Raw genomic sequence first — 22,743 nt, 5'->3', positions numbered from 1 at the left:
AGTGCGGAAAATTTCATCGACTATTGCCAATAGTTTTTGAAACCTCCCGGAACTTAATCAGTGAAAGCCCACTCAGAGTAACTGAATGGCTGGTGAAGCCCTTCGATGCTCCTATGTTGTGTTAAGTGTTGGCAGATATCTGGACCCCGCCCTAGCGGTCCGGAACTTGGACCCCGAACTTCCCCTCCCCATACGAAGTCCGGGGTTTTTTTTGCCCCAAAACTGCCTGTGATGCGTTCATGCTGCGTTAAAAACCGGCGGGAAATGCTCATTTAGGTCCCTAAACTCCGCTTTCCCGCCGGTTTTTGCCTTGCCTGACCGCACCACAGACAGTTTTATGTGTGCCTCTCTCAGGCCTCGGTTTCCGCGTCTTTGTTTGCCAGTTCCATCCAGCCGGCCAGGACGGTGTAGGCCTCTTCCAGGCCCATGCGTTTTGGGGCCGAGAACAGTTGGATGGTGACGTTGTCGCCCCAGCCTTTGCGGATCTGCGACTGCACCTTGAGCAAGGTGTTCTTGGCCGCGCCGTAGGTCAGTTTGTCGGCCTTGGTCAGCAGGATGTGCATCGGCATGCCGCTGGCGACGGCCCAGTCGAGCATCAGCAGGTCGAAGTCGGTCATCGGATGGCGGATGTCCATCATCAGAATCAACCCTTTCAGACTCTCGCGGCTGCCCAGGTAGGCTTCCAGGTGACGCTGCCAGTGTTGCTTGAGCGGGATCGGTACTTTCGCGTAACCGTAACCCGGCAGGTCGACCAGACGGCGATCGTCGTCTAGCTTGAAGAAGTTCAACAGCTGCGTACGGCCCGGAGTTTTCGAGGTGCGTGCCAGGCTGGCATGGGTCAGGGTATTCAGGGCGCTGGATTTGCCAGCGTTGGAACGCCCGGCGAAGGCCACTTCGAAGCCTTCGTCGTCGGGGCATTGATCGACTTTGGCGGCGCTGAGCATGAAAGTGGACTGTTGGCACAGACCAAGAATGGGATTTTTGAGTTGCATGGGATTTCCGATAGGGGCGGTGCCGAGAATGGACGCGGCGAGCGGTGTCGTTTCCGTTTCAGTAGCGCCAGTATATAATGCCGCAGATTTTGTGTGCGCTTTGTCCCAGCGTAGGATGAAGTTCACGAGAGCGATAGACCTTGATTGCGCATTAGAACGCAGCACGCTCTCAACCCTGAAAAGGTCGTTTTATGACGAAATGGCTGCTGGCTGCCGGCGTCCTGATACCGCTTTACAGCGCTCAGGCTACACAGGATCCGGAAGCTGTGTACAACCGTGTTTGTGGGGCTTGTCATTCCGGCCAACTACCAACGGCTCCCCGCAAGGGGGACCAGGGAGCTTGGGCGCCGAGGCTGGCGCAAGGTATGGAGACGCTGGTGCAACACGTGACCCAGGGTTTCAAGGCGATGCCGCCGCGTGGTTTGTGCATGGACTGCAGTGCCGAGGATTACCGAGCCATCATCCTTTGGATGAGCGAGTGATCCCGGTCCATAACTCTTAACCCTTAGCCGTAGTTGGATTAGCTGATGAACAAATTACTCGTGAGTCTGCTGTTGACCTTGGGCATCACAGGTGTCGCCCATGCTGCAGGCGACGCTGCTGCCGGTCAGGCGAAAGCCGCTGTATGTGGTGCTTGCCATGGTCCGGATGGGAACAGCATGGCGCCTAACTTTCCAAAGCTGGCGGGTCAGGGTGAGCGTTACCTGAACAAGCAGTTGCACGACATCAAGTCCGGCAAGCGCCAGGTGTTGGAAATGACCGGCCTGCTGACCAACCTGAGCGATCAGGACCTGGCCGACCTCTCCGCCTACTTCGCCAGCCAGAAAGGCAGCGTCGGCGCGGCAGACCCGAAAGTCGTGGCTCGCGGTGAAGAGTTGTTCCGTGGCGGCAAGCTGGATCAAGGCATGCCTTCCTGCACCGGTTGCCACTCGCCAAATGGCACGGGTAACGCCGCTGCCGGCTTCCCGCACCTGGGTGGCCAGCATGCTCAGTACGTAGCCAAGCAGTTGACCGACTTCCGCGAAGGCAACCGCACCAACGACGGCGACACCATGATCATGCGCAGCATCGCCGCCAAGCTGAGCAACAAGGACATCGAAGCGGTATCCAGCTACATCCAGGGCCTGCACTGAGGCCGGCGATCATGTTGCGAAAGGGTCTATCTTGCGCAACGTTAATGATCGATTAATCTGTCGATGAAAGCATAAAGGGTGGCTCAGGCCGCCCTTTTTTATGGCGTCTGCCGCTACACTAGCGAACTCAAGCCCTGCCATGACCTGTCTGCGAACAGGCCGCGCGAGGCGACCTTACTTGTTCAGGAGTAAAGCATGCGTAATCTGATTCTCAGCGCCGCTCTCGTCACCGCCAGCCTGTTTGGCATGACTGCTCAAGCCGCCGAGCCCCTTGAAGCCGGTAAACAATATGTAGAGCTGAGCAGCGCCGTTCCGGTTGCGGTGCCTGGCAAGATCGAAGTGGTCGAGCTGTTCTGGTATGGCTGCCCACACTGCTACGCCTTCGAGCCGACCATCAACCCATGGGCTGAAAAACTGCCGGCCGACGTCAACTTCGTGCGCATCCCTGCCATGTTCGGCGGTATCTGGAACGTTCACGGTCAACTGTTCATCACCCTGGAAGCCATGGGTGTCGAGCACAAGGTCCACAAAGCAGTATTTGAAGCCATCCATGGCGGCAAGAAACTCGCCACTCCTGAAGAGATGGCCGAGTTCCTGGCCGGCGAAGGCGTCGACAAGGACAAATTCCTGAGCACCTACAATTCGTTCGCCGTCAAAGGCAAGGTCGAGGACGCGAAGAAGAAGGCCCAGGCCTATCAGATCTCTGGCGTACCGACCATGGTCGTCAACGGCAAGTACCGCTTCGACCTGGGCACCGCCGGTGGTCCTGAAGGTGCCCTGAGCGTCGCCGACCAGCTGATCGCCAAAGAGCGGGCGGCCAAGTAAGCGAGCCCCTGCCATGCGACGTTGGGGTACGGAGCGCATCGTTGGCCTGCATGATCCGCGGGTCAACGAGCACCATGTGGCGTCCTCCGGCCTGCCGGCAGACAGCCGTCTGCGGCTGCTCAGTTTCAATATCCAGGTCGGTATCAGTACCGAACGTTATCGGCATTACCTGACCCGTGGCTGGCAGCACCTGCTGCCGCACAACGGGCGCGCCGACAACCTGCAAAAGATCGGCGATCTGCTGGGCGACTTCGATCTGGTCGCCCTGCAGGAAGCCGATGGCGGCAGTCTGCGCTCGGGCTACGTCAATCAGGTCGAGCACCTGGCCCAACTCGGCGCCTTCCCCTACTGGTACCAACAGCTCAATCGCAACCTTGGCCGCCTGGCCCAGCACAGCAATGGCGTGCTCAGCCGCCTGCGTCCCTGGGCGATCGAAGATCATCCGCTGCCCGGCCCCAAGGGGCGTGGTGCGATCCTCGTGCGCTTCGGCGATGGTCCCGAGGCGTTGGTGGTGGTGATGATGCACCTGGCCCTGGGCGCCCGTACGCGTACCCGGCAACTGGCCTATATCCGCGAGATGATCGGCGGCTACAAGCATCAGGTGCTGATGGGCGACATGAATACCCATGCCAGCGATCTGCTGGAGCATTCGCCGTTGCGCGACCTCGGTCTGTTGGCGCCACAATTGGAAGCGACGTTCCCCAGCTGGCGCCCACAACGCTGTCTTGATCATATTTTGCTCAGCCCCAGCCTGACGCTGGAGCGGGTCGAAGTCCTGGCCCAACCGATTTCCGATCACCTGCCGGTCGCGGTAGAGATTCGTCTGCCGGGTTCGCTCACGGCCGATGCATTGCCCGCGCTGAGTCCTGCCCCTCGCGGAACCCATGAATGAGCGACGACGCCCAGCGCTGGAAAGAGAAGTACCTCAAAAGTATCGAACAACAGGAAAAACTCGAGCGACGCTGGAATGCCCGCCTCGACCTGCTTCGCCGTGGCCTGGTACGCAGCACGCTGGCGGCCGAAGGTACTGATCGCGCTGTCGATCAGTGCATGAAGGAAATGCGCGAGGTGGTACGCACCGACGATATGGACGCGGCCTTGGCGGCCCTGTTGCCGCGCCTGGAAAAAGCCGTGCTGGACTCCGAGCAGCGCCGCGAGACCCGCATCGAGCAAATGAGCACGGCCCTGACCTCGCTGGTCAGCCAGTTGCAGAAGCTGCCGTTGCCTCGCGAGGTGAGTCGTCCGCTGAAAAACTTCGCCAAGCAACTGGATGGTCGTGTCGGCCAAGCCCGGGAAATTCCACTGTTGCTGGGTGAGTTGAGCGGCCTGCAAGGCAAGGCGCTGAGCCAGCTGGAGAGCCCCGCGGAGCCGCCCCGTCCAGGTTTGCTGCAGCGCCTGTTTGGTGGTCGTGACGCTGACGAAGCGCCTGTCCTGTCCGCGGCCGAAATGCCTGCGGTGGTGGCGAGCCCGGTTGCGGTACAGCCACTGGCAACGGCTGAAAGCGCTGCGGTTGAAACGCCACCGTCTCGTGTCGAAGTCGCGCCCGCACGGCTGTCCGAAGTCCCTGTGCCTGCGCCTGTGGTCGAGGAGCTCGCTGCTGTCAGCCGACCGCCCGAGCCACAACCGCAAGCACTGCCCGAGGTAACCACGGCTGCCCAGGTCGAAGCCTTTGTACCGCCGGTGCTGGAGTCGGAGAAACCCATCGCCGTCGAGCCGGCCCCGCCGATGCTGGACTCACAGGAATCGCCGTCGCCAGCCGCACCTGAACCCATTGAAGTGCCGCCGGCCGTGCAGCCTTCGACTGTCGAAGCTGCGGTTGCTCTTTCCAACCCGGACGAATTGATCGTTGCCGCACCCGCCGAGGCGGCCCCGGCGCCTGTGCTGCTCGATCGCTTGCCGTTGCCGGCAGCCATGGCCGAGGCGCTGGCGGCGATCGACCCGCAGCAGGCCGAGCAGGATGTGCTGTATGCCCTGCCCGACACGCCGGAGCCCTCCTACAGTTCGGTGGCCAAGCACATCGAACATACCCTGCTCGGCCTTCTGGATGACCTGAGCCTGCCAGAACGTCATCGGCCGCAAGCCGAGTCTATGCGCGATCGCTTGCAACATGGGTTGAACTGGTACGAATTGCTGCCGATCCTCGACGATCTGGCGGTATTGATGCTGGCGATCACCGACAGCGGCCAGCATGAGTTCGAGGCGTATCTCAAGCGACTCAACGAGCGCCTGGAATCCTTCCAGAGCAACCTGCAGGCCGCCAGCGAGGGCCATGCCGACAGCAGTTCGGCGGCGCGGGAGATGGACACGCAGATTCGCGAGCAGGTCGATGGCCTGCAAAGCAGCGTTCAGGAAGCGGCGGATCTGGACGATCTCAAGCAGGTGCTGGAAAGCCACCTGGAAGGTCTGCTTGGCACCATGGACCATCACCAGAAGCAGCGTGACGAACGCGAAAAGGAAGTGGCTGCGCGCCTGCAAAGCCTGGCCGAGCGGGTGTCGAGCATGGAGCAGGAAGCCCAGGGCTACCGCGAGCACCTGGAAGAACAGCGGCAGAAAGCGCTGATCGATCCCCTCACCGGCCTGCCCAATCGGGCGGCCTGGAGCGAGCGTCTGGAGCATGAAGTGGCGCAGTGGCAGCAGCACGGCAACACCTTGTTGCTGGCGATGCTCGACCTCGACCACTTCAAGCGGATCAACGACAACTACGGTCACCTGGCCGGCGACAAGGTGCTGAAGATCATCGCCGGCGTGCTGCGCAAGCGCCTGCGCGGCAACGATTTCATCGCCCGTTTCGGCGGTGAAGAGTTCGTCCTGCTGATACCCGATACCACCTGGCCGGTCGGGGCGCGCCTGGCGGAAACCTTGCGGGCGGCCATCGAAGCCTGTCCGTTTCACTTCAAGGGCGAGCGGGTGACCATCACCATGTCCATCGGCATGAGTGCGTTCAAACCGGGAGAACGCAGCGACCTGGTGCTCAAGAGAGCCGATCAGGCGCTCTATCGGGCCAAGGAGGCGGGGCGCAACCGGGTGGAACTGGGCTGACGCATAATTTGTTCCATTTTGTATAAACCGGTGTTTTCGCCGGTTTTCTGCCAAGGCAGTACGTTACACTGTTGCATTATTTTCTCCAGCGTACTGCCTTCCGCCATGAAAGTTCTTGTCCTCGCTTTGTCCCTTCTATTGCTGGCCGGTTGCGCCAGCGGTCCGCGTTTCGATACCAGCCACCCTTCGGTCAACTTCGATGAGCGGGTGCAATTCGTGGTGGTGCATTACACCTCGGCCTCGATGGAGCGCTCCCTGCAACTGCTGACCCATGGCCAGGTCAGCAGCCACTACCTGATCGGCGACGACAAGGCGGCGACCATCTACAAACTGGTGGACGAGCAATACCGCGCCTGGCACGCCGGCGAGAGCCAGTGGCAAGGCCGTACCTGGCTGAACTCCAGCTCCATCGGGATCGAGATCGTCAACCCGGGCTTTCGCGACCTGCCCACCGGGCGGGTCTGGTATCCCTACAGCGAAGCGCAGGTCCAGAGCCTGATCGTGCTGCTCAAGGACATTAGCAAGCGCAACAACATCGCGCCGCAGCACATCATTGGCCACAGTGATATCGCTCCCCTGCGCAAGCTCGACCCGGGCCCGCTGTTCCCCTGGAAGCGTCTGGCCGAAGCCGGGTTGGGCCGGTGGCCGAACGCCCAGGCGGTGGCGCGCCAGCAGGCGTTCTTTGCCGCGCAGTTGCCGAGCATCGCCTGGTTCCAGCAAGGCCTGGCGCGTCTGGGTTATGAGACGCCGCAGACCGGCGAACTGGATGTGGCGACCCGTCACGTGCTGGCCGCGTTCCAGATGCATTACCGGCCGTCGCGTTTCGACGGCCAGCCGGATGCAGAAAGCGCTGCGATCCTGCAGGTGCTCAACCAGACAAAATAATGACGCCCGCCCGACGGTCAGGGTTTTTTCTCAATCAGTAGCTATAACTCATTGGTAACCCTCGGATATCCAATGATGCCGGCCGCTCGCGAACCCCTACGCAGTTGGTTCTATCGCCCCTGGCTGTTGGCGATGTGTGCGGCTGTGTTGAGTGCGGCCCTGCTGCTGGCGGCGAGCCTGGGCATTGCGATGCACGAGGCGCAACTGCGCGAAAGCGAGCAGATGAATGCCCAGGGCCAACGTTTTCTCGAACGCCTGGAGCAACTGTTCGGTCAGTTGCGTGAAGGCCTGGACGTACTCGAGGCGCAGCCCCTGCGCGGATGCAGCCCCGAGATGGTCGTGACCCTGCAGCAGATCAGCTTCAGTTACCGCTTCATTTATGAAGCGGCCTATATCGATGCCGCCCAGGCCTGCACCAACTGGCCGCTCCAGGACAACCTGGCCGTGATGCGACCGCCGGATATCCGCGGCCCGACCTACAGCTACTGGCTGAACACCTCTACCGAACCCAATGAAAACCGCGCGGCGCTGATGCTCGGGCGCGGTAACTTCCGCGTGGCGACGTCTCGCGGGCACCTGACCGATATGGTCGACCTGCCTGCCAACAGCAGCCTGATGGTGGTTCTCGACCATGGCTCGCGGGCCATCCCGGTGCTGGGGCCGGCGCTGGAGTGGCCGCCGACCGAACCGTGGCCGCCCACGGGACGCAGCCCGTTGCTGGTGACCCAGGACCAATTGATCTACCGGATGCCCACCAGCAATCCGGAGTATCAGATGGTGCTCGTCACCCCCCGCACCAACATGCGCCGAGAAATCTTCGAGGGGTGGTGGTGGCTGCTGCCCAGCAGCCTGGTGCTGGCGGTCTTCATCGGTGGCCTGGCCTTTCAGCTGGCCGGGCAGCGCCAATCCCTGGGCGCCGAATTGCAGGGGGCGCTGCGCCGCGGTGAGCTGCAGGTGCTGTATCAACCCATCTTCGATCTGCGGACGCGCCAGTGTGTCGGCGCCGAGGCCCTGCTGCGCTGGCGCCGTCCGGACGGCACCCTGACCAGCCCGGACCTGTTCATTCCCATGGCGGAGAACACCGGGCAGATCCGCCCGATCACCGATTTTGTCCTGCAACGCCTGCTCGAACAATTGGGGCATCTGTTGCGGGCCAACCCGCAGCTGTACATCTCGGTCAACCTGGCGGCCTGCGATGTCATGGTGCCGCGGATCGGCAAAGTGATGGCGCGCCTGTTGGCGCTGCATCGGGTGGCGGCGCGGCAGATCGCCTTCGAAGTCACCGAGCGCGGGCTGATCGATGTGGTGGTCGCCCGGCATAACCTGCAAGCCTTGCGGGACGTTGGCCATCAGGTGCTGATCGACGATTTCGGCACGGGTTATTGCAGCCTGGCGTACCTGCAGACCCTGCCGGTGGATTACCTGAAGATCGACAAGGCATTCATCGATGCCCTGGGGCATGACGCCGCCAGCAGCGGCGTCGCCCCGCACATCATTCGCATGGCCCATGCCCTGCAGCTCAAGGTGATTGCCGAGGGCATCGAGTTCGAGGATCAGGCGTTGCTGCTGAGCAGCGAGGGCGTGCGTTTTGGCCAGGGCTGGCTGTTCGCCCATGCGCTGAGTGCGGTGCAGTTCATCGACCTGATTACCCGCGGGCGCCGCCTGGGGCCGCGGCGCCTGGATGACGGGGCCTAGCCCCTAGAGGGGCAAGGCCAGATAGAACTGGGTTCCCTGCCCGGGCCGTGAATAGACGCCCATGCGCCCGCCGTGCAGTTGCACGATTTCCTTGCACAGCGCCAGACCCAGGCCGGCCCCGCCTTTCTTGCGTCCGACCTGGACGAAGGGTTCGAAAATCCGCCCCTGTTGCCCGTAGGCGATGCCTTCGCCGTTATCTTCGACGCTGATGATGACCCGCTCGCCGTGCCTACGGGCCTGCAAGCGGATCAAGCCACCCTTGGCGGTATGCCGCAGGGCATTGTCGATCAGGTTGTCCAGCACCCGCTCCAGTTGCATGCGGTCGGCGTGCAGCCGCGGCAACGGCGCTTGGAGCTCCACCCGCAGCTCGATGCCCTGCGCCGTGGCTGCGCCGATGAAGCGGTTGCGCGCCTGCTCCAGCAGCTCTTCCAGGGTGCAAGGCGCCAGGGTGAGTTTCTGCAGGCCGTTTTGATAACGCGAGAAGTTCAGCAGGTCGTTGATCAGTTGCATCAGGCGCTGCATTTCTTCGTTGACGGTGTTCAGCAGGTCGGCTTCGCGGGACTCCTCAGGGAAGCGCAGGCGTTCCTGCAACAGGCCGAACGCCATGTGCATGCCGGTGACCGGGGTGCGCAATTCATGGGAGGCACGCAATACGAACTCGCTGCGCACACGCTCGAAGGCTCGCTGCTCGGTGACGTCGTGCAGCACCATCACCGCGCCGAGGATATGCCCCTGGGGATGGCTGACCGGGGTCAGGCTGTACGTCAGCAGGCGCGATTCGCCATCGACCTCGACGCTGAGGTCTTCCGGCGCCCGTTCCAGGGTGCCGCCGCGCAATACCAGTTGCAGCTGCTCGTCCAGTTCCGGTCGCTGCAGGGCGCTGCCCAGCCCTTGTCCGAGGCGTTCCTCGTCCCAGCCCAGCTGACGTTGGGCTACCGGGTTGAGGTGTTCCAGGTGACCCTGGCGGTCGATCATCAGCAAACCGTCGTCGATGCTGTCGAGCACCGATTGCAGGCGCTGCTGGCCGGCGAGCAGTTCGTCGACATTGGTGGCCTGATGCTCGCGCAGGGCTTGGGCCATGATTCCGAAGCGCCGGGTCAGCAAGTTCATCTCGGCAGCCGAAGACAGGGGCAGGGTCACGTCGAAGTTGCCCTGGCCGATATTGTCGGCGGCCTTGGCCAGCGCTTCGATGGGGCCGCCAAAGCGCCGGGCGATGCCGTGGGCGGTGATGAAGCCGATGATCAGCACGGCCAGCCCGACCAAACCGAGCAGGCCGGCGATCAGCAAGGCGCGATTGCGGGCCTGGTGTTCGATGTCATTGATGTTGTCCAGGGCCTGCTTGTGCTCGCCGATCAAGCCATTGCGCAGGGTATTGAAGCGGTGGGTCAGTTCGGTATTGCCATTGACCCCTGCCGAGCTCCCGTCGGCGCGCTCGAAGGCTTCGAAGAAACGCTGGTAGTCGTCGCGTGCCTGGGTGAAGCCGTTACGTACATTGTTTTGCCGTTCATGCTCGATGCCCTGCTCGAGCAGGGCCAGGTATTCCTGCCTGGAGTCGTCCAGCGCCGTCCGGTCAGGGTTGTGGTTGAGCATGATGAGCAGTTGGTCGCCCAAGGTCTGTCGCAGCTTGAGCCCCAGGTCCAGGGTAATGAAGTTGTTGCGGATCAGCGCTTCCTGGGTCTTGGCCATCTGCATCACGCTGACCAGCCCGAGCAGCAGGCCGAGCAGCGCCACGGTGATCAGCGCCGAGATGCTCAGAAACAGTCTCGTGCGCAGTTTCATCGCTAACTTCATGAGGGGCGGCTCACAGGTTGTACTGTTTGCGTTTGCGGTACAGCGTTGAGGCGTCGATGCCGAGCGTCTTGGCGGCCTGGTCGAGGGTATCGCTGGTGGCCAGCACGGCGCCGATATGGGCTTTCTCCAGCTCGTCCAGGCTCAAGGCAGCGCCGATGCGCGGGGTGTTGTTGGTCGGTTGCTCGGCCATGCCCAGGTGGCTGATCTCCACCTTTTCCTGGGGACAGATGATGCTGGCGCGTTCCACCACGTTGCGCAGCTCGCGGATATTGCCCGGCCAGCGGTAATTGAGCAGCGCTTCGCGGGCCTCGTCGCTGAAGCCACGGGCGGGACGGGCGTATTCCTTGACGAAGCGCGCCAGGAAACGGTCGGCCAGGGTCAGGATGTCTTCGCTGCGTTCGCGCAGCGGCGGCAGGTGCAGGGTGATCACGTTCAGGCGGTACAGCAGGTCTTCACGGAAGCGTCCGTCGCGCACCATGTCCTCGAGGTTGAGGTTGGTCGCGGCGAGGATGCGCACGTCGGCGCGGCGGGTCACCGGGTCGCCGACCCGCTCGTATTCCTTGTCCTGGATGAACCGCAGCAACTTGGGTTGCAGGGTCAGCGGAAAGTCGCCGATCTCGTCGAGGAACAGCGTGCCGCCGTCAGCCTGGTTGACCCGGCCAAGGGTGCTTTCGCTGGCGCCGGTAAAGGCCCCGCGGCTGTGACCGAACAGCTCGCTTTCCATCAGCTCGGCGTTCAGCGACGGGCAGTTGATGGTGACGCAGGATTTCCTGGCACGCTTGCTCCAGCCATGAATGGCCCGGGCCAGCTCGCCCTTGCCGGTGCCGGACTCGCCGAGGATCAGGATGTTGGCGTCGGTACCGGCGACCTGGCGGGCGGTTTCCAGCACCACTTTCATCGCCGGACTGTGCGAGTCCAGGCCGTCCTTGGGTTTGCGCACTTCACCTTCGAGGGCCTCCAGGCGTGCCGAGAGCTGGCGGACTTCCAGCTGCTTGGCGGTCGCCAGGCGCAGTTGATCGGGGCTGCAGGGCTTGACCAGATAGTCGGCGGCGCCGGCCTGGATGGCGTCCACCGCGGTGTCGACGGCTGAATGGGCGGTGACAATGACCACCCGCATCCAGGGGGCCTGGATGCGCATCTGGGCCAGTACGTCCAGGCCGTTGTCCTCGCCCAGGCGCAGGTCGAGGAAACACAGGTCGAACACCTGGCGTTGCAGCAAGGCATCGGCCTGAGCGGCGCTATTGGCCGTGGCGACGGTGTAGCCCTCGTCTTCCAGGCAGTAACGGAAGGTACGAAGGATCGCGGACTCATCATCTACCAGAAGAATGCGGCCTTGATTTTCCGGTGCTGATTCCATGTCCGAGGCTCCTGAAGTGAGTGATCTTATTTAGTCCCGGAAAAATCGGGCAAGTTGCATGGTTAATTCTGATCGATTTCCAAGCGTGCAGATTAGTTATCTCCGGGGTCTATTGCTAATAGATTGAAAACAATAGGTTTTTTATTGATTTCAGGTCTTGCCCGCAGTCCTTTCCCGATTTCGCCACTGTACTCCATGCATTTTCAACTGCGCTTTTTTCCTCAAGTACCGGGCCGATCGTGCAATTCGCACGGTATCCAAGGCGGCATCGTGCAGGATGGCGTATGGCAAACCTCTCAATATGAATACAAGTCGTTGTTTTTATTGAGTTTGTTCTAATCGTGAAAGCTGGCATGCAGGCTGCAACAACCTGATCAGGCTCGGTTGAACAAGCCGCAGGCACAGCAACAAGCGTTGAGAACAATGACCCCCATGGGAGGAGCTTCCGGATGAAACGCCAACGTCTCGCCCCATTGTCTGTTTCGTCCCTGCATCTGCAGCAGGGATTGTTCGCCAGCCTGGCATTGCTGGTGACCTTGATTGGCGGTCAGCAGTTTTCACGTTGGGAGCAAAGCCAGCAGCAAGAAGCGGTGAGGTTGCCGGTTTCTCATCCCACTCAAACCCACTTCAGTGCAGTCAGCACTCGGTTTGCCGATTCCGCCCCAATGCTTCTGATGGACGTCGACCAGGCTCAGTCTGCCACCGACACGGCTTATCAGGAGCGCTGGGTGTTCTAGGCAGGACAGTCGGTGCGCAACGGCGGGCCGGCTAGGCAGTACCTCTAAATAGAAGCGTAAGGAGAATGACCATGTTGAGCTGGGCAATCACATTCCTGATCATTGCCATCATCGCCGCGGTACTGGGCTTTGGTGGTATCGCGGGCACCGCCACGGGTATCGCCAAGATTCTCTTTGTCGTTTTCTTGGTGATGTTCATCGCTTCCTTCTTCTTTGGCCGTCGTGGTCGAGGTTGAACATGAGCGTTTCTTTGAAAACATTGGCCGCCGCCCTGTTGCTGGGCGGCGCGGCCACGGCGATGGCGGCCAACGACGGTCAGACCCGGGTCAACGAGTTGTTGAACAGTGACCCGCAATACCGTGAAACCTGGCAGGAAGTCGTCGAAAAGGAAGAACGCCTGCCGGAATGGGTGATGAACCTGTCCGGTGACGCGCAGCAGATGAATGCGGTGGAAGAAGACGGCGACAAGTACCTGGTCGGTCCGCTTTGCGAAACCCGCGATACCTGTCGCAACCAGCGCCTGATCGTGGCGTTCAGTTTCGACAAGAAAGACGCCTACGCCATGTTGGTCGAAGTGCCGGCGGGCCTGCCCGCGGACAAGTCGCCGACCCGCCATGCCGAATACCGCTTTCTCGGCAAGCCGGACGCTGGCATGCAGGGCTTGCTCAAGGAACAGCTGAAAAAGGACCCGAACTGGTACTGAGTTGACTGTTCGAAGATTCGACCATGGAAAGCAAGCGCCCACCCGGGCCTTGCTTTCTGTTGCACCGCCCCGAGGAGGGGCCGCGCATGACCAGGGGGCCGGGACGTTCTGATCGAAACCGGATCGGAGTGACCTAGGGGTACAGGGAGTGCCTCCGCGAGGGCCGGGTCAGGAAAAACTGCGGCGCAAGTTCGCCAGCCGCTCAGGCTTGACGACTTGCGTCGTGTTTGAATGCCACAAACCTTTGTGGCAGAGCGGTGGCCTGCTTTTTCAGGCGGGGACGCGGCAACCATTCCCAGATGTGTGGCCTAACCGTTTCACGGTGTTTCCTTGCGACCGTACATCGAGAAACTTTTGGCTTTTTCCAGATGAGATTTCTGGTTCTAACGTAAGAACTTTCCCTTCTTTCGAAGGTCATTTCGAACCCACTCAAAAACGCTGGATACCGCCTGAAATGGCCGTTTCACGGCAGATGGTCGGGCCGAAATGTCGTCTTCGAACCGGTTGGGACGCCCGTTTCGTTTAGAAAAACTCATGCCGATTCGGCATAGGGTAGGCGTTTACGGCATTAGACGCGCCCCCCTTGCGTCGGAATAGTTGCGCCTTTTTTCGCCTGCAGAGAGCCGTAAATGCTCGCTCGGGGTGACCTTATACGGGGGCCGATGCACAGACTTTTCCGCCATTGAGCGTTCCAGTTCGCGCATTAGCCCGAGTCCAACTGAAGTAAGGGTAATGATATGAAGAAGGCAAAACTAAGCCTCGCCTGGCAGATCCTCATCGGTCTGGTGCTGGGGATTGCAATTGGTGCGCTGCTCAACCATTTCAGTGCCGAAAAAGCCTGGTGGATCAGCAACGTCCTGCAACCTGCGGGCGATATCTTTATCCGCTTGATCAAGATGATCGTGATCCCGATCGTGATCTCCTCGCTGATCGTCGGTATCGCCGGCGTGGGCGACGCGAAGAAACTCGGGCGTATTGGCCTGAAGACCATCATCTACTTCGAAATCGTCACCACCATCGCGATCCTGGTCGGCCTGGTGCTGGCCAACGTGTTCCACCCGGGCGCCGGCATCGACATGAGCACCCTGGGTACCGTGGATATTTCCAAGTACCAGGCGACCGCCGCCGAGGTACAGCATGAACACGCGTTCATCGAAACCATCCTCAACCTGATCCCATCGAACATCTTCGCGGCCATGGCCCGCGGCGAGATGCTGCCGATCATCTTCTTCTCGGTGCTGTTCGGCCTCGGTCTGTCGAGCCTGCAGGCCGACCTGCGCGAGCCGCTGGTGAAGATGTTCCAGGGCGTCTCGGAAAGCATGTTCAAAGTCACCCACATGATCATGAACTACGCCCCGATCGGCGTATTCGCCCTGATCGCGGTGACCGTGGCCAACTTCGGTTTCGCCTCCCTGCTGCCGCTGGCCAAGCTGGTGATCCTGGTTTATGTGGCCATCGCCTTCTTCGCCTTCGTGGTTCTGGGCCTGATCGCTCGCCTGTTCGGCTTCTCGGTGATCAAGCTGATGCGCATCTTCAAGGATGAGCTGGTGCTGGCCTACTCCACCGCCAGTTCGGAAACCGTGCTGCCGCGGGTGATCGAGAAGATGGAAGCCTACGGTGCGCCGAAAGCCATCTGCAGCTTCGTGGTACCGACCGGTTACTCGTTCAACCTCGACGGTTCGACCCTGTACCAGAGCATCGCGGCGATTTTCATTGCCCAGCTGTACGGCATCGACCTGTCGATCAGCCAGCAACTGCTGCTGGTCCTGACCCTGATGGTCACCTCCAAAGGCATCGCCGGCGTGCCGGGCGTGTCCTTCGTGGTGCTGCTGGCGACCCTGGGCAGCGTGGGCATTCCGCTGGAAGGCCTGGCCTTCATCGCCGGTGTCGACCGCATCATGGACATGGCCCGTACCGCGCTGAACGTGATCGGCAACGCCCTGGCGGTCCTGGTCATCGCGCGTTGGGAAGGCATGTACGACGACGCCAAGGGCCAGCGCTACTGGAATTCCCTGCCGCACTGGCGCAGCAAGGAGCCGCTGCCGGCCGGTGAAGTCACCAAAGGCTGACAGCTGTAGCCGTCATCATCGACAAACCCCGGTCAATCCGGGGTTTGTCGTTTCTGTCCGCACCGCTATCATTCGCCGCATCTTCTGGGGGAATAACTGATGCTCAATGGCCTGTGGCTTGGCTTCTTCATCGTGGCGGCCGTTTCAGCGCTGGCGCAGTGGCTGGTCGGCGGTAACGCCGGGATCTTCGCGGCGATGGTGGAAAGCATCTTCGCCATGGCCAAGCTGTCGGTGGAAGTGATGGTGCTGCTGTTCGGCACCCTGACCCTGTGGCTGGGCTTTTTGCGGATCGCCGAAAAGGCCGGGATCGTCGACTGGCTGGCCAAGGCCCTGGGCCCGCTGTTCACCCGCCTGATGCCGGAAGTGCCGCCCGGCCACCCGGCCATCGGCCTGATCACCCTGAACTTCGCGGCCAATGGCCTGGGGCTGGACAACGCCGCCACGCCGATCGGCCTCAAGGCCATGCGCGCCTTGCAGGACCTCAACCCCAGCGCGACCACGGCGAGCAACGCGCAGATCCTGTTCCTGGTGCTGAACGCCTCGTCCCTGACCCTGCTGCCGGTGACCATCTTCATGTACCGCGCCCAGCAAGGCGCCGCCGACCCGACCCTGGTGTTCCTGCCGATCCTGCTGGCCACCAGCGCCTCGACCCTGGTCGGCCTGCTGTCGGTCGCGGTGATGCAGCGCTTGCGCCTGTGGGACCCAGTGGTGCTGGCCTACCTGATTCCCGGCGCCCTGGCCCTGGGCGGCTTCATGGCCTTGCTCGCCACGCTGTCGGCCACCGCGCTGGCGTCGCTGTCGTCGATCCTGGGCAACCTGACCCTGTTCGGCCTGATCATGTTGTTCCTGGTGATTGGCGCGCTGCGCAAGGTCAAGGTTTACGAGGCCTTCGTCGAGGGCGCCAAGGAAGGTTTCGACGTCGCCAAGAACCTGCTGCCGTATCTGGTGGCCATGCTCTGCGCGGTGGGCGTGCTGCGCGCCTCCGGCGCCCTGGACTTCGGCCTGGACGGCATCCGGTATCTGGTGGAATGGGCTGGCTGGGACACACGCTTCGTCGATGCCCTGCCGACGGCCCTGGTCAAACCCTTCTCTGGCAGCGCCGCGCGGGCCATGTTGATCGAAACCATGCAGACCCAGGGTGTGGACAGTTTCCCGGCGTTGGCCGCGGCGACGATCCAGGGCAGTACCGAGACCACTTTCTATGTGCTGGCGGTGTACTTCGGCTCGGTCGGTATCCAGCGGGCGCGCCATGCCGTCGGCTGCGCCCTGCTGGCCGAGCTGGCCGGCGTGGTGGCGGCGATTGCGGTGTGCTACTGGTTCTTCGGTTAAGGCTCGGAACGATTCGCGGATAAGCCTCGCTCCTACCAGGACCATCCTGTAGGCGCGAGGCTTGCTCGCGATGAGGCCATCAACGCCTGACCAGCTGACTGCCCTGCTTCACCGTCCACTCCACCACCTGCCGGTTCAAGGCGTCCCCGGCCTGGCCAAACCCGGCGACCACCGCCGGCACCTTGGTATCGTTCAGCGGCTGGCGCACTTCGAAGCGCTGGCTGGCCAGGATCTTCTGGTCGTAGCCGCGCACCAGGCGCGCATCCAGGCGGATCACCACCGCCACCGCCTTGCCCTGGTATTCGCTCTGGAATGCCTGCAGGTTGCCGCCCAGTTCGAGATCGGTCTGCACATCGCTGTCGTCGGTGCCCAGCAACTGCACCCGGCCATCGGCGAGGAACCCATCCAACAGCCGATTGCGCAGCAGCACCGGCGCCGGATCGCTCCAGCGCGCGTCCTTGTAGCTGCTGATCACATCGCCTTGGGGGATCACAGCGATTCTCGCGCTGTTCAAGGCGTCGCTCGCCAGGGGTTTGGTCAGGCGCAGGGACCAGGGCTGCGCGTGGCCCTGAGGCCGGGCTGTGGCGCTCTGGGCCGCGGGCAGGCGATAGATATCCACCGGGTCGGCCTGGGGCAGGATCGAGCAGGCGCCACTCAAGGCGAATCCGGCGGCCAGGGCCAGCCGGCCGAATGGGCGATAGGCACGCTTCATGGCGTGAACTCCTTGTTCTTGTCACTGCCCAGCAGGTAGCCGCTGGGGTTGGCTTCCAGGCGCCGCGAAATGGCCCGCAGCGAGCTCAGGGTATCGCGCAGCTCGCGCACGGCCGGCGCCAGGCCATTGAGGCCCTGGATGCCGTTGTTCAGCGAGTCCTGGTTGTCGGTCAGCAGTTTGTTGAGGGTGGCACTGCTCTGCTCCAGCGATTGCATGGCCAGCTCGGCGCTGCCGAACATCTGCTTGCCCTGCTCGTTGAGCAGGCCGTTGGCGTTGCGCATCAGCGCGGTGGTCTGTTCCAGGGTGGCGCTGGCCTGCTTGCCGATGGACGCCAGTTGCTGCATGGCCAGGCGCACGTCGCCGCGCTGTTCGGCGATGGCTCCGGTGGTCTGCTCCAGGTGTTCGAGGGTGTTGCCGATGCGCTCGACGTTCTCTGGCGAGAACATGCTGTTGGCGTTGTGCAGCAGCAGGTTGACGCTGGTCATCAGGTCTTCGCTGTTGTTCAGCAGGCGGGCGATCGGCGATGGCGAAGCGACGATCACTGGCAGTTTGCCGTCCTTGCCCAGAAGCGGCTGGCTTTGTGGAGTACCGCCACTGAGCTGGATGATCGAGGTCCCGGTGATGCCGGTCAGGGTCAGCTTGGCCTGGGTGTCTTCCTTGATCGGGGTTTCGCCACTCAGGCGGATCCGCGCCAGGACCCGGCGTGGGTCGTTCGGGTCCAGGCGCAGGCTGACCACATCGCCGACCTTGATCCCGCTGTACTGCACGGCGCTGCCTTTGGACAGGCCGCTGACGGCCTCGTTGAAGATGATCTCGTAGTCCTTGAACTCCGTGTCGACGCTGGACTTGGCCAGCCACAGGCCGAACAGCAGGGCGCCGACCACCACAATTACGGTGAACAGGCCGATCAGGACATGATGGGCTCGGGTTTCCATGTCATACCTCGTTGAGCTGTGTAGCGGCCTGATACGCCGCGCGGCCGCGAGGGCCATGGAAGTATTCGTGAATCCAGGCGTCGTCGGTCTCGGCGACCTGGTCGATGGCATCCGCCACCAGCACCTTTTTCTGTGCCAGCACCGCCACCCGGTCGGTGATGGTGTACAGCGTGTCCAGGTCGTGGGTGACCAAGAACACGCTCAGGCCCAGGGCGTCACGCAGGGTCAGGATCAATTGGTCGAAAGCCGCGGCGCCGATCGGGTCGAGGCCGGCGGTGGGTTCGTCGAGAAACAGGATGTCCGGGTCCAGGGCCAGCGCCCGGGCCAGGGCGGCACGCTTGATCATGCCGCCGGACAGCGAGGCCGGGTATTTGTCGGCCGCCGACAGCGGCAACCCGGCCAGCGCCAGTTTCACCGCCGCCAGGTGCTCGGCGTCGGCGCGGCTCAGGCCGGCATGCTCGATCAGCGGCAGGGCGACGTTTTCGGTCACGGTCAGCGACGAGAACAGCGCGCCCTTCTGGAACAGCACGCCGAAGCGCCGTTCGATCAGCGAGCGCTCATGTTCCGCCAGGCTCGGCAGGTTCTGGCCGAATACCCGCACCGAACCTTCGCTGGGCTGGCGCAGGCCGATGATGCTGCGCAGCAGCACCGACTTGCCGCTGCCCGAACCGCCGACCACCGCGAGGATCTCGCCCTTGTACAGGTCCAGGTCGAGGTTTTCGTGCACGCTCTGCGGGCCGAAGCGATTGCACAGGCCACGGACTTCGATCACCGCCTCGGCGGGCGGACGGGTTGAACGGTTCACCAGCCCATCTCCATGAAGAACAGCGCGGCGACGGCATCGAGGACGATCACCACGAAGATCGATTGCACCACGCTGGACGTGGTGTGGGCGCCTACGGACTCGGCGCTGCCGCTGACCTTGAAGCCTTCCAGGCAGCCGATGGCGGCGATCAGGAAGGCGAAGATCGGCGCCTTGACCATGCCCACCAGGAAGTGCTGCACGCCGATGTCCGATTGCAGCAGGGCGAGGAACATCGCCGGCGAGATATCCAGCGACAGCGCACAGACCACCCCGCCCCCGACAATCCCCGAGAGCATCGCCAGGAAGGTCAGCATCGGCAACGCCACCAGCAGCGCCAGGACCCGGGGCAGCACCAGCAGCTCCATCGGGTCCAGGCCCAGGGTGCGGATGGCGTCGATTTCCTCGTTGGCCTTCATCGAGCCGATCTGCGCGGTGAACGCGCTCGCGGTTCGCCCGGCCATGAGGATCGCGGTGAGCAGCACGCCGAACTCACGCAGGAAGGAGAACGCCACCAGGTCCACGGTAAAGATGCTGGCGCCGAAACTCTGCAGTACCGTGGCGCCGAGGAAGGCCACCACGGCGCCCACCAGAAAGGTCAGCAAGGCGACGATGGGCGCGGCGTCGAGGCCGGTCTGCTCGATATGCGCGACCATCGGCGTGATGCGCCAGCGCTTGGGGCGCAGCAGGCCGCGGGCCAGGGTTTCGAGGATCAGGCCGACGAAACCCAGCAGCTTCAGGGTGTCCTGCCAGATGGCGTCGACCGCCTTGCCGATCCGGGTCAGCAACTGGATACCGACCGATATTTCCGGCTCCTTGAGCGGCACGCAGAAATCGGTCAGCGAGCAGTAGATGGTCTGCAGCAGCGCGCGGTCGGCCGAAGACAAGGTGCAGTCGGGGTGTTCGGTGGACTTGCCGAGACGCTCGGAGCCCAGCAGTTCGACCAGCAGCGAGGCGCCCGCGGTATCCAGGGCGCCGAGGCCGTTGAGGTCGATGTGGGTGCTGGCGTCGTACTGTCCGGTGAGCTTTTCGCAGAGGTGCTTGAGCTCGGTGTAATGGACGAGCGTCCAGTCCCCCGCGACTCGCAACCGCGAGGGGGAACTCGACGTATCCAGTTGGGCACTGCCAGCCGTCGTGCTCTGGGTCATAAGCTCCGTGCTTGTATGGTTTTTACGCAGTGCTACGTAATACCACGATCGAGACGACTTTGCCTTGTACTAAGGTGCTGAGTCTTGCCCGTTGGTGCCGGTGATCTTGAAGCGCAGCACGCCGATCACCTGCCCGTCTTCGGTCAGCACCCGGACCTGCCAGCTGCCGGTCGGATCGCCGGGGAAGTTCTGCTTGTGCGACCAGGCGCGGTAGCCCTCCTTGCGCCCGCCGTGGATGTCCAGGGCCACTCGGTCGACCTCTTTACCGTTGAATTGCCAGACGTGATAAATGCGCTCGTCCAGCCCGCGCGGCGCATTGATCGCGGTGTAGGCATACAGCCCGGCGCTGCGCACGTCGTTGGTGCTGACCTCCTTGAGGCTGGCGCCGGGGGTGCGGTCCTGCAACTGGGTGCTGATGGCTTCCTCGGCGATCCACAAGGTCGCCGGCGGAACCCAGGAGCGCAGCAGCCAGCCAGTGCCGCCGATGGCCAGGGTCATGCCCAGCAGCATCAGCGCGCCGCGCAGGTTGCGGATCGGGAAGATCGACGCAAGGCTGGGGAACGACAGCAGCATGGCGATGCCCAGGGCCAGCTTGAAGCTCTGCGCGGTGGTCAGGTGCAGGATGATCGGCAGCGCGGTCAGCAACGCGGCGAACAGCGTCAGGGTGTGCAGGGCGAGGAACAGCCAGCGGCGTGGGGCCAGCCATTTGTAGTACAGCGGGTCGATGATCGAGACCAGCGCCGAGGCGCCCAGCAGGCCGGTGAATACCAGCTGCCCGCTGTTCCAGGCGGTGGTGATGAAGAAGAACGGCAGGACGAAAAACAGGCTTTCCTGGTGAATCATCTGCGTTGCGTAACGCAGCAGCGGCTGGGGGATTTCCCGCTTGAAGATCCTGGTGAACAGCTGGGTCAGGCTGTTTTCCAGCATCAGCCAGATCCAGCTCACCAGCATGATCACGGCGATCCAGGTGGCCAGGCCCTGTTGGCGGTCCACCAGGATGAAACTGCCGACACCGGAAATGAAACCGCCGAGCGCAATGACCCCTGGGTAGCGCTTCATCAGTTCCAGGATGCGCTGCATGTAATGAGTCAGGTTTGGCATTCGGCGATCACACTAGAAAAAATCCCCGACAGAATAACGGTTTAGCATGACAAAAGACGCATCAGGCACGGATTCGTTTGCGATAAGCCCGCCCGCCGAACAGCGCCAGAACAATCAATAACAGTACGCCGAGGATCAGCCCGCTCAAGGCCGCATAGCTCAGCAGCGGTTTTTCGATCCGCAGGTAGCCGGGCTGTTCCAGCAGTTGGCGCATGGCCTGGTTGGCCTGCTTCAGGCTGACGGCTTGCAGGCGCTTGGCCGGATCGCTGAAACGCCCGTCCGCATAGTCGCTCAAGGCGCCCCAGTAGTAGTCCGCCAGGGCGCTATTGCCCTGTACCGCCCAGGCCTGGCGAGCAATGGCGGCCTGTTGCAGACGGGCGAAGGTCGCCGGCTCCAGGCCGTCCTTGAGCAGTTGCGCCTTGAGCTCGTCGATCGTTTGCCGGGCCTGGGGGACGTCCGCGCGCTCCAGGTCGGCATTCAGGCTGAGAAAGCCGACGCCGCCGAACACCTCGCGTTCGCTGTTCGGCCCGTAGGACAGCTCATGTTGCAGGCGCAGTTTCTGGTACAGCGCCCAGTCCAGGTAATCCTTGAGCAGATCGAAGGTTTCATCGTGCTGCCGGTCGAGGGTCGGCTCGGGGAACAGCCAGTGCAGCTTGGCGCTGTCGCCGACCCAGCCGTGGATCAGGCTGCGCTCGGCGGCGGCCGTTTGTTGAATGTCCGGCAGGCCCTGGTGCTCGCTGGGCTCCACCGGTTCCAGCGCGCCGTAGCTGCGTTCCAGGTAGGCCGGCAACAGGCGGTCAAGGTCGCCGACGACGATCAGGGTCATATTGTTCGGCGCGTACCAGTCCTTGCGCAGCTGCTCCAGCTGTTCCAGGGTCAATTGATCGACCTCGGCCCGTTCGGCGCACTTCAGGCCCAGCTCCACCGCCAGCTGGTTACTGGCGGTATGGCCCAGGTCCTGGCGGTCCAGCCAGCGTTGCAGGTGTGAGTAGTGCCCGCCGTCCTCGCGCTCGACCACCCGTTTCGCCGTTTGCAAGGCAGTGTCGTCGAGTTCGGTGCGGGTCAAGAGGGCCAGCAGCAGGTCCAGCACCTTGCGCTGGTTTTTCGCCGGGGCCTCGATGACGAAGGTGGTGTCGGCATTGCTGGTGTAGGCATTCCACTCGCCGCCCAGGGCTTGCATGCGTTCCTCCAGCCCGCCCTCGCCGCTGGCGTCGATGCCGCTGAACAGCAGGTGTTCGAGCACATGCGGCAGTTCCTTGTCGGCGCAGCCGAAGTCGTCCAGCCCTACCCCGACCACCAGGCGAATCGCCACATGGCCGCGCACGTTGCCCGGCTTGAGCAGCAACTGCAGGCCGTTGGGCAGCATGTAGCCCTCGACCTGGAAGCGATCCAGGGCAAACGAGTGGGCTGATCCGAGCAGCAGACAGGCGAATAACAGGCAACGCATAACGGGCTTCCTTACGACGGGCGTAAGTTCTACAGACTTCGGG

General features: G+C 62.5%; 21 protein-coding genes. 12 read left to right on the top strand and 9 right to left on the bottom strand.

The genetic code is table 11. The features are described from left to right. Window positions 1-350 precede the first annotated feature (350 nt). The gene (yihA, locus tag AC07PQ_RS29400; protein WP_493186683.1) at window positions 351-992 is read right to left on the bottom strand and encodes a ribosome biogenesis GTP-binding protein YihA/YsxC; all 642 of its coding nucleotides are present in this window, start codon (window positions 990-992) and stop codon (window positions 351-353) included. A gap of 191 nt (window positions 993-1,183) precedes the next feature. Here yihA and AC07PQ_RS29395 point away from each other — a divergent pair, with 191 nt between their 5' ends. The 7 genes from AC07PQ_RS29395 (at window position 1,184) to AC07PQ_RS29365 (ending at window position 8,569) form a co-directional block, all read left to right on the top strand. Beyond that, window positions 1,184-1,474: a c-type cytochrome gene (locus tag AC07PQ_RS29395; protein WP_009041528.1), complete on the top strand. Its 291-nt coding sequence runs from the start codon at window positions 1,184-1,186 to the stop codon at window positions 1,472-1,474. A gap of 45 nt (window positions 1,475-1,519) precedes the next feature. Further along, entirely contained in the window at window positions 1,520-2,125 is a 606-nt protein-coding gene (locus tag AC07PQ_RS29390; RefSeq protein ID WP_009041529.1) for a c-type cytochrome, read from the top strand. Window positions 2,126-2,320: 195 nt separating this feature from the next. Continuing rightward, the gene (locus AC07PQ_RS29385) at window positions 2,321-2,950 is read left to right on the top strand and encodes a thiol:disulfide interchange protein DsbA/DsbL (protein ID WP_007924291.1); all 630 of its coding nucleotides are present in this window, start codon (window positions 2,321-2,323) and stop codon (window positions 2,948-2,950) included. 13 nt (window positions 2,951-2,963) lie between these two features. Next, window positions 2,964-3,842: an endonuclease/exonuclease/phosphatase family protein gene (locus tag AC07PQ_RS29380; protein WP_007924290.1), complete on the top strand. Its 879-nt coding sequence runs from the start codon at window positions 2,964-2,966 to the stop codon at window positions 3,840-3,842. Then, a complete protein-coding gene (locus tag AC07PQ_RS29375) occupies window positions 3,839-5,989 on the top strand; it encodes a GGDEF domain-containing protein (RefSeq protein ID WP_493186682.1) in 2,151 nt (716 codons plus the stop codon). Before AC07PQ_RS29380 ends, AC07PQ_RS29375 begins: the two co-directional genes overlap by 4 nt. A 105-nt stretch (window positions 5,990-6,094) precedes the next feature. Continuing rightward, complete coding sequence (locus AC07PQ_RS29370; protein WP_007924286.1) at window positions 6,095-6,874, top strand: N-acetylmuramoyl-L-alanine amidase; 780 nt, start codon at window positions 6,095-6,097, stop codon at window positions 6,872-6,874. Window positions 6,875-6,946: 72 nt separating this feature from the next. Then, window positions 6,947-8,569 carry an EAL domain-containing protein gene (locus AC07PQ_RS29365; RefSeq protein WP_493186681.1) on the top strand — a complete coding sequence of 541 codons (1,623 nt, stop codon included), beginning with the start codon at window positions 6,947-6,949 and terminating at the stop codon, window positions 8,567-8,569. Between the two features lie 3 nt (window positions 8,570-8,572). Here AC07PQ_RS29365 and AC07PQ_RS29360 read toward each other — a convergent pair whose 3' ends face one another. Together AC07PQ_RS29360 and algB are read right to left on the bottom strand one after the other, a co-directional pair. Then, window positions 8,573-10,360 carry a KinB sensor domain-containing domain gene (locus AC07PQ_RS29360; RefSeq protein WP_493186680.1) on the bottom strand — a complete coding sequence of 596 codons (1,788 nt, stop codon included), beginning with the start codon at window positions 10,358-10,360 and terminating at the stop codon, window positions 8,573-8,575. A 10-nt stretch (window positions 10,361-10,370) separates the two neighbouring features. Continuing rightward, on the bottom strand, window positions 10,371-11,717 hold the full coding sequence (gene algB / locus AC07PQ_RS29355; RefSeq protein WP_007924280.1) for a sigma-54-dependent response regulator transcription factor AlgB: 1,347 nt from the start codon (window positions 11,715-11,717) through the stop codon (window positions 10,371-10,373). A gap of 449 nt (window positions 11,718-12,166) precedes the next feature. On the opposite strand from algB, the gene AC07PQ_RS29350 reads away from it, so the two are divergent. From AC07PQ_RS29350 to AC07PQ_RS29330, 5 genes are all read left to right on the top strand, one after another. Next, window positions 12,167-12,454 (top strand): hypothetical protein, encoded by a 288-nt coding sequence (locus AC07PQ_RS29350; RefSeq protein ID WP_493186679.1) that lies wholly within the window; start codon window positions 12,167-12,169, stop codon window positions 12,452-12,454. Window positions 12,455-12,525: 71 nt separating this feature from the next. Beyond that, window positions 12,526-12,690, top strand: coding sequence for a DUF1328 domain-containing protein (locus tag AC07PQ_RS29345; RefSeq protein ID WP_003177151.1), 165 nt, complete (start codon window positions 12,526-12,528; stop codon window positions 12,688-12,690). A 2-nt stretch (window positions 12,691-12,692) separates the two neighbouring features. Continuing rightward, a complete protein-coding gene (locus AC07PQ_RS29340; protein ID WP_007924277.1) occupies window positions 12,693-13,157 on the top strand; it encodes an inhibitor of vertebrate lysozyme family protein in 465 nt (154 codons plus the stop codon). Window positions 13,158-13,894: 737 nt separating this feature from the next. Further along, window positions 13,895-15,226: a glutamate/aspartate:proton symporter GltP gene (gltP, locus tag AC07PQ_RS29335; RefSeq protein ID WP_007924276.1), complete on the top strand. Its 1,332-nt coding sequence runs from the start codon at window positions 13,895-13,897 to the stop codon at window positions 15,224-15,226. A 99-nt stretch (window positions 15,227-15,325) separates the two neighbouring features. Then, the gene (locus AC07PQ_RS29330; protein WP_007924275.1) at window positions 15,326-16,555 is read left to right on the top strand and encodes a nucleoside recognition domain-containing protein; all 1,230 of its coding nucleotides are present in this window, start codon (window positions 15,326-15,328) and stop codon (window positions 16,553-16,555) included. 79 nt (window positions 16,556-16,634) lie between these two features. On the opposite strand, the gene AC07PQ_RS29325 is transcribed toward AC07PQ_RS29330, so the two are convergent. The 6 genes from AC07PQ_RS29325 to AC07PQ_RS29300 form a co-directional block, all read right to left on the bottom strand. Then, window positions 16,635-17,267 carry an ABC-type transport auxiliary lipoprotein family protein gene (locus AC07PQ_RS29325; RefSeq protein WP_007924274.1) on the bottom strand — a complete coding sequence of 211 codons (633 nt, stop codon included), beginning with the start codon at window positions 17,265-17,267 and terminating at the stop codon, window positions 16,635-16,637. Continuing rightward, the gene (locus tag AC07PQ_RS29320) at window positions 17,264-18,202 is read right to left on the bottom strand and encodes an MlaD family protein (RefSeq protein ID WP_053263262.1); all 939 of its coding nucleotides are present in this window, start codon (window positions 18,200-18,202) and stop codon (window positions 17,264-17,266) included. Before AC07PQ_RS29320 ends, AC07PQ_RS29325 begins: the two co-directional genes overlap by 4 nt. A 1-nt stretch (window position 18,203) precedes the next feature. Then, window positions 18,204-19,007, bottom strand: coding sequence for an ABC transporter ATP-binding protein (locus AC07PQ_RS29315; protein ID WP_007924271.1), 804 nt, complete (start codon window positions 19,005-19,007; stop codon window positions 18,204-18,206). Next, entirely contained in the window at window positions 19,004-20,152 is a 1,149-nt protein-coding gene (locus AC07PQ_RS29310) for an ABC transporter permease (protein ID WP_493186678.1), read from the bottom strand. The genes AC07PQ_RS29315 and AC07PQ_RS29310 overlap by 4 nt, the downstream gene beginning before the upstream one ends. Window positions 20,153-20,221: 69 nt before the next feature. Next, on the bottom strand, window positions 20,222-21,253 hold the full coding sequence (locus tag AC07PQ_RS29305; RefSeq protein WP_493186677.1) for a DUF5924 family protein: 1,032 nt from the start codon (window positions 21,251-21,253) through the stop codon (window positions 20,222-20,224). Between the two features lie 61 nt (window positions 21,254-21,314). After that, window positions 21,315-22,700: a M16 family metallopeptidase gene (locus tag AC07PQ_RS29300; RefSeq protein ID WP_493186676.1), complete on the bottom strand. Its 1,386-nt coding sequence runs from the start codon at window positions 22,698-22,700 to the stop codon at window positions 21,315-21,317. Window positions 22,701-22,743 lie beyond the last annotated feature (43 nt).

This window comes from Pseudomonas sp. GW821-FHT09E12 (genome assembly GCF_059416085.1).
Note: the sequence above shows the minus strand (reverse complement) of the source record. Positions and strands in the feature narration are given on the sequence as shown.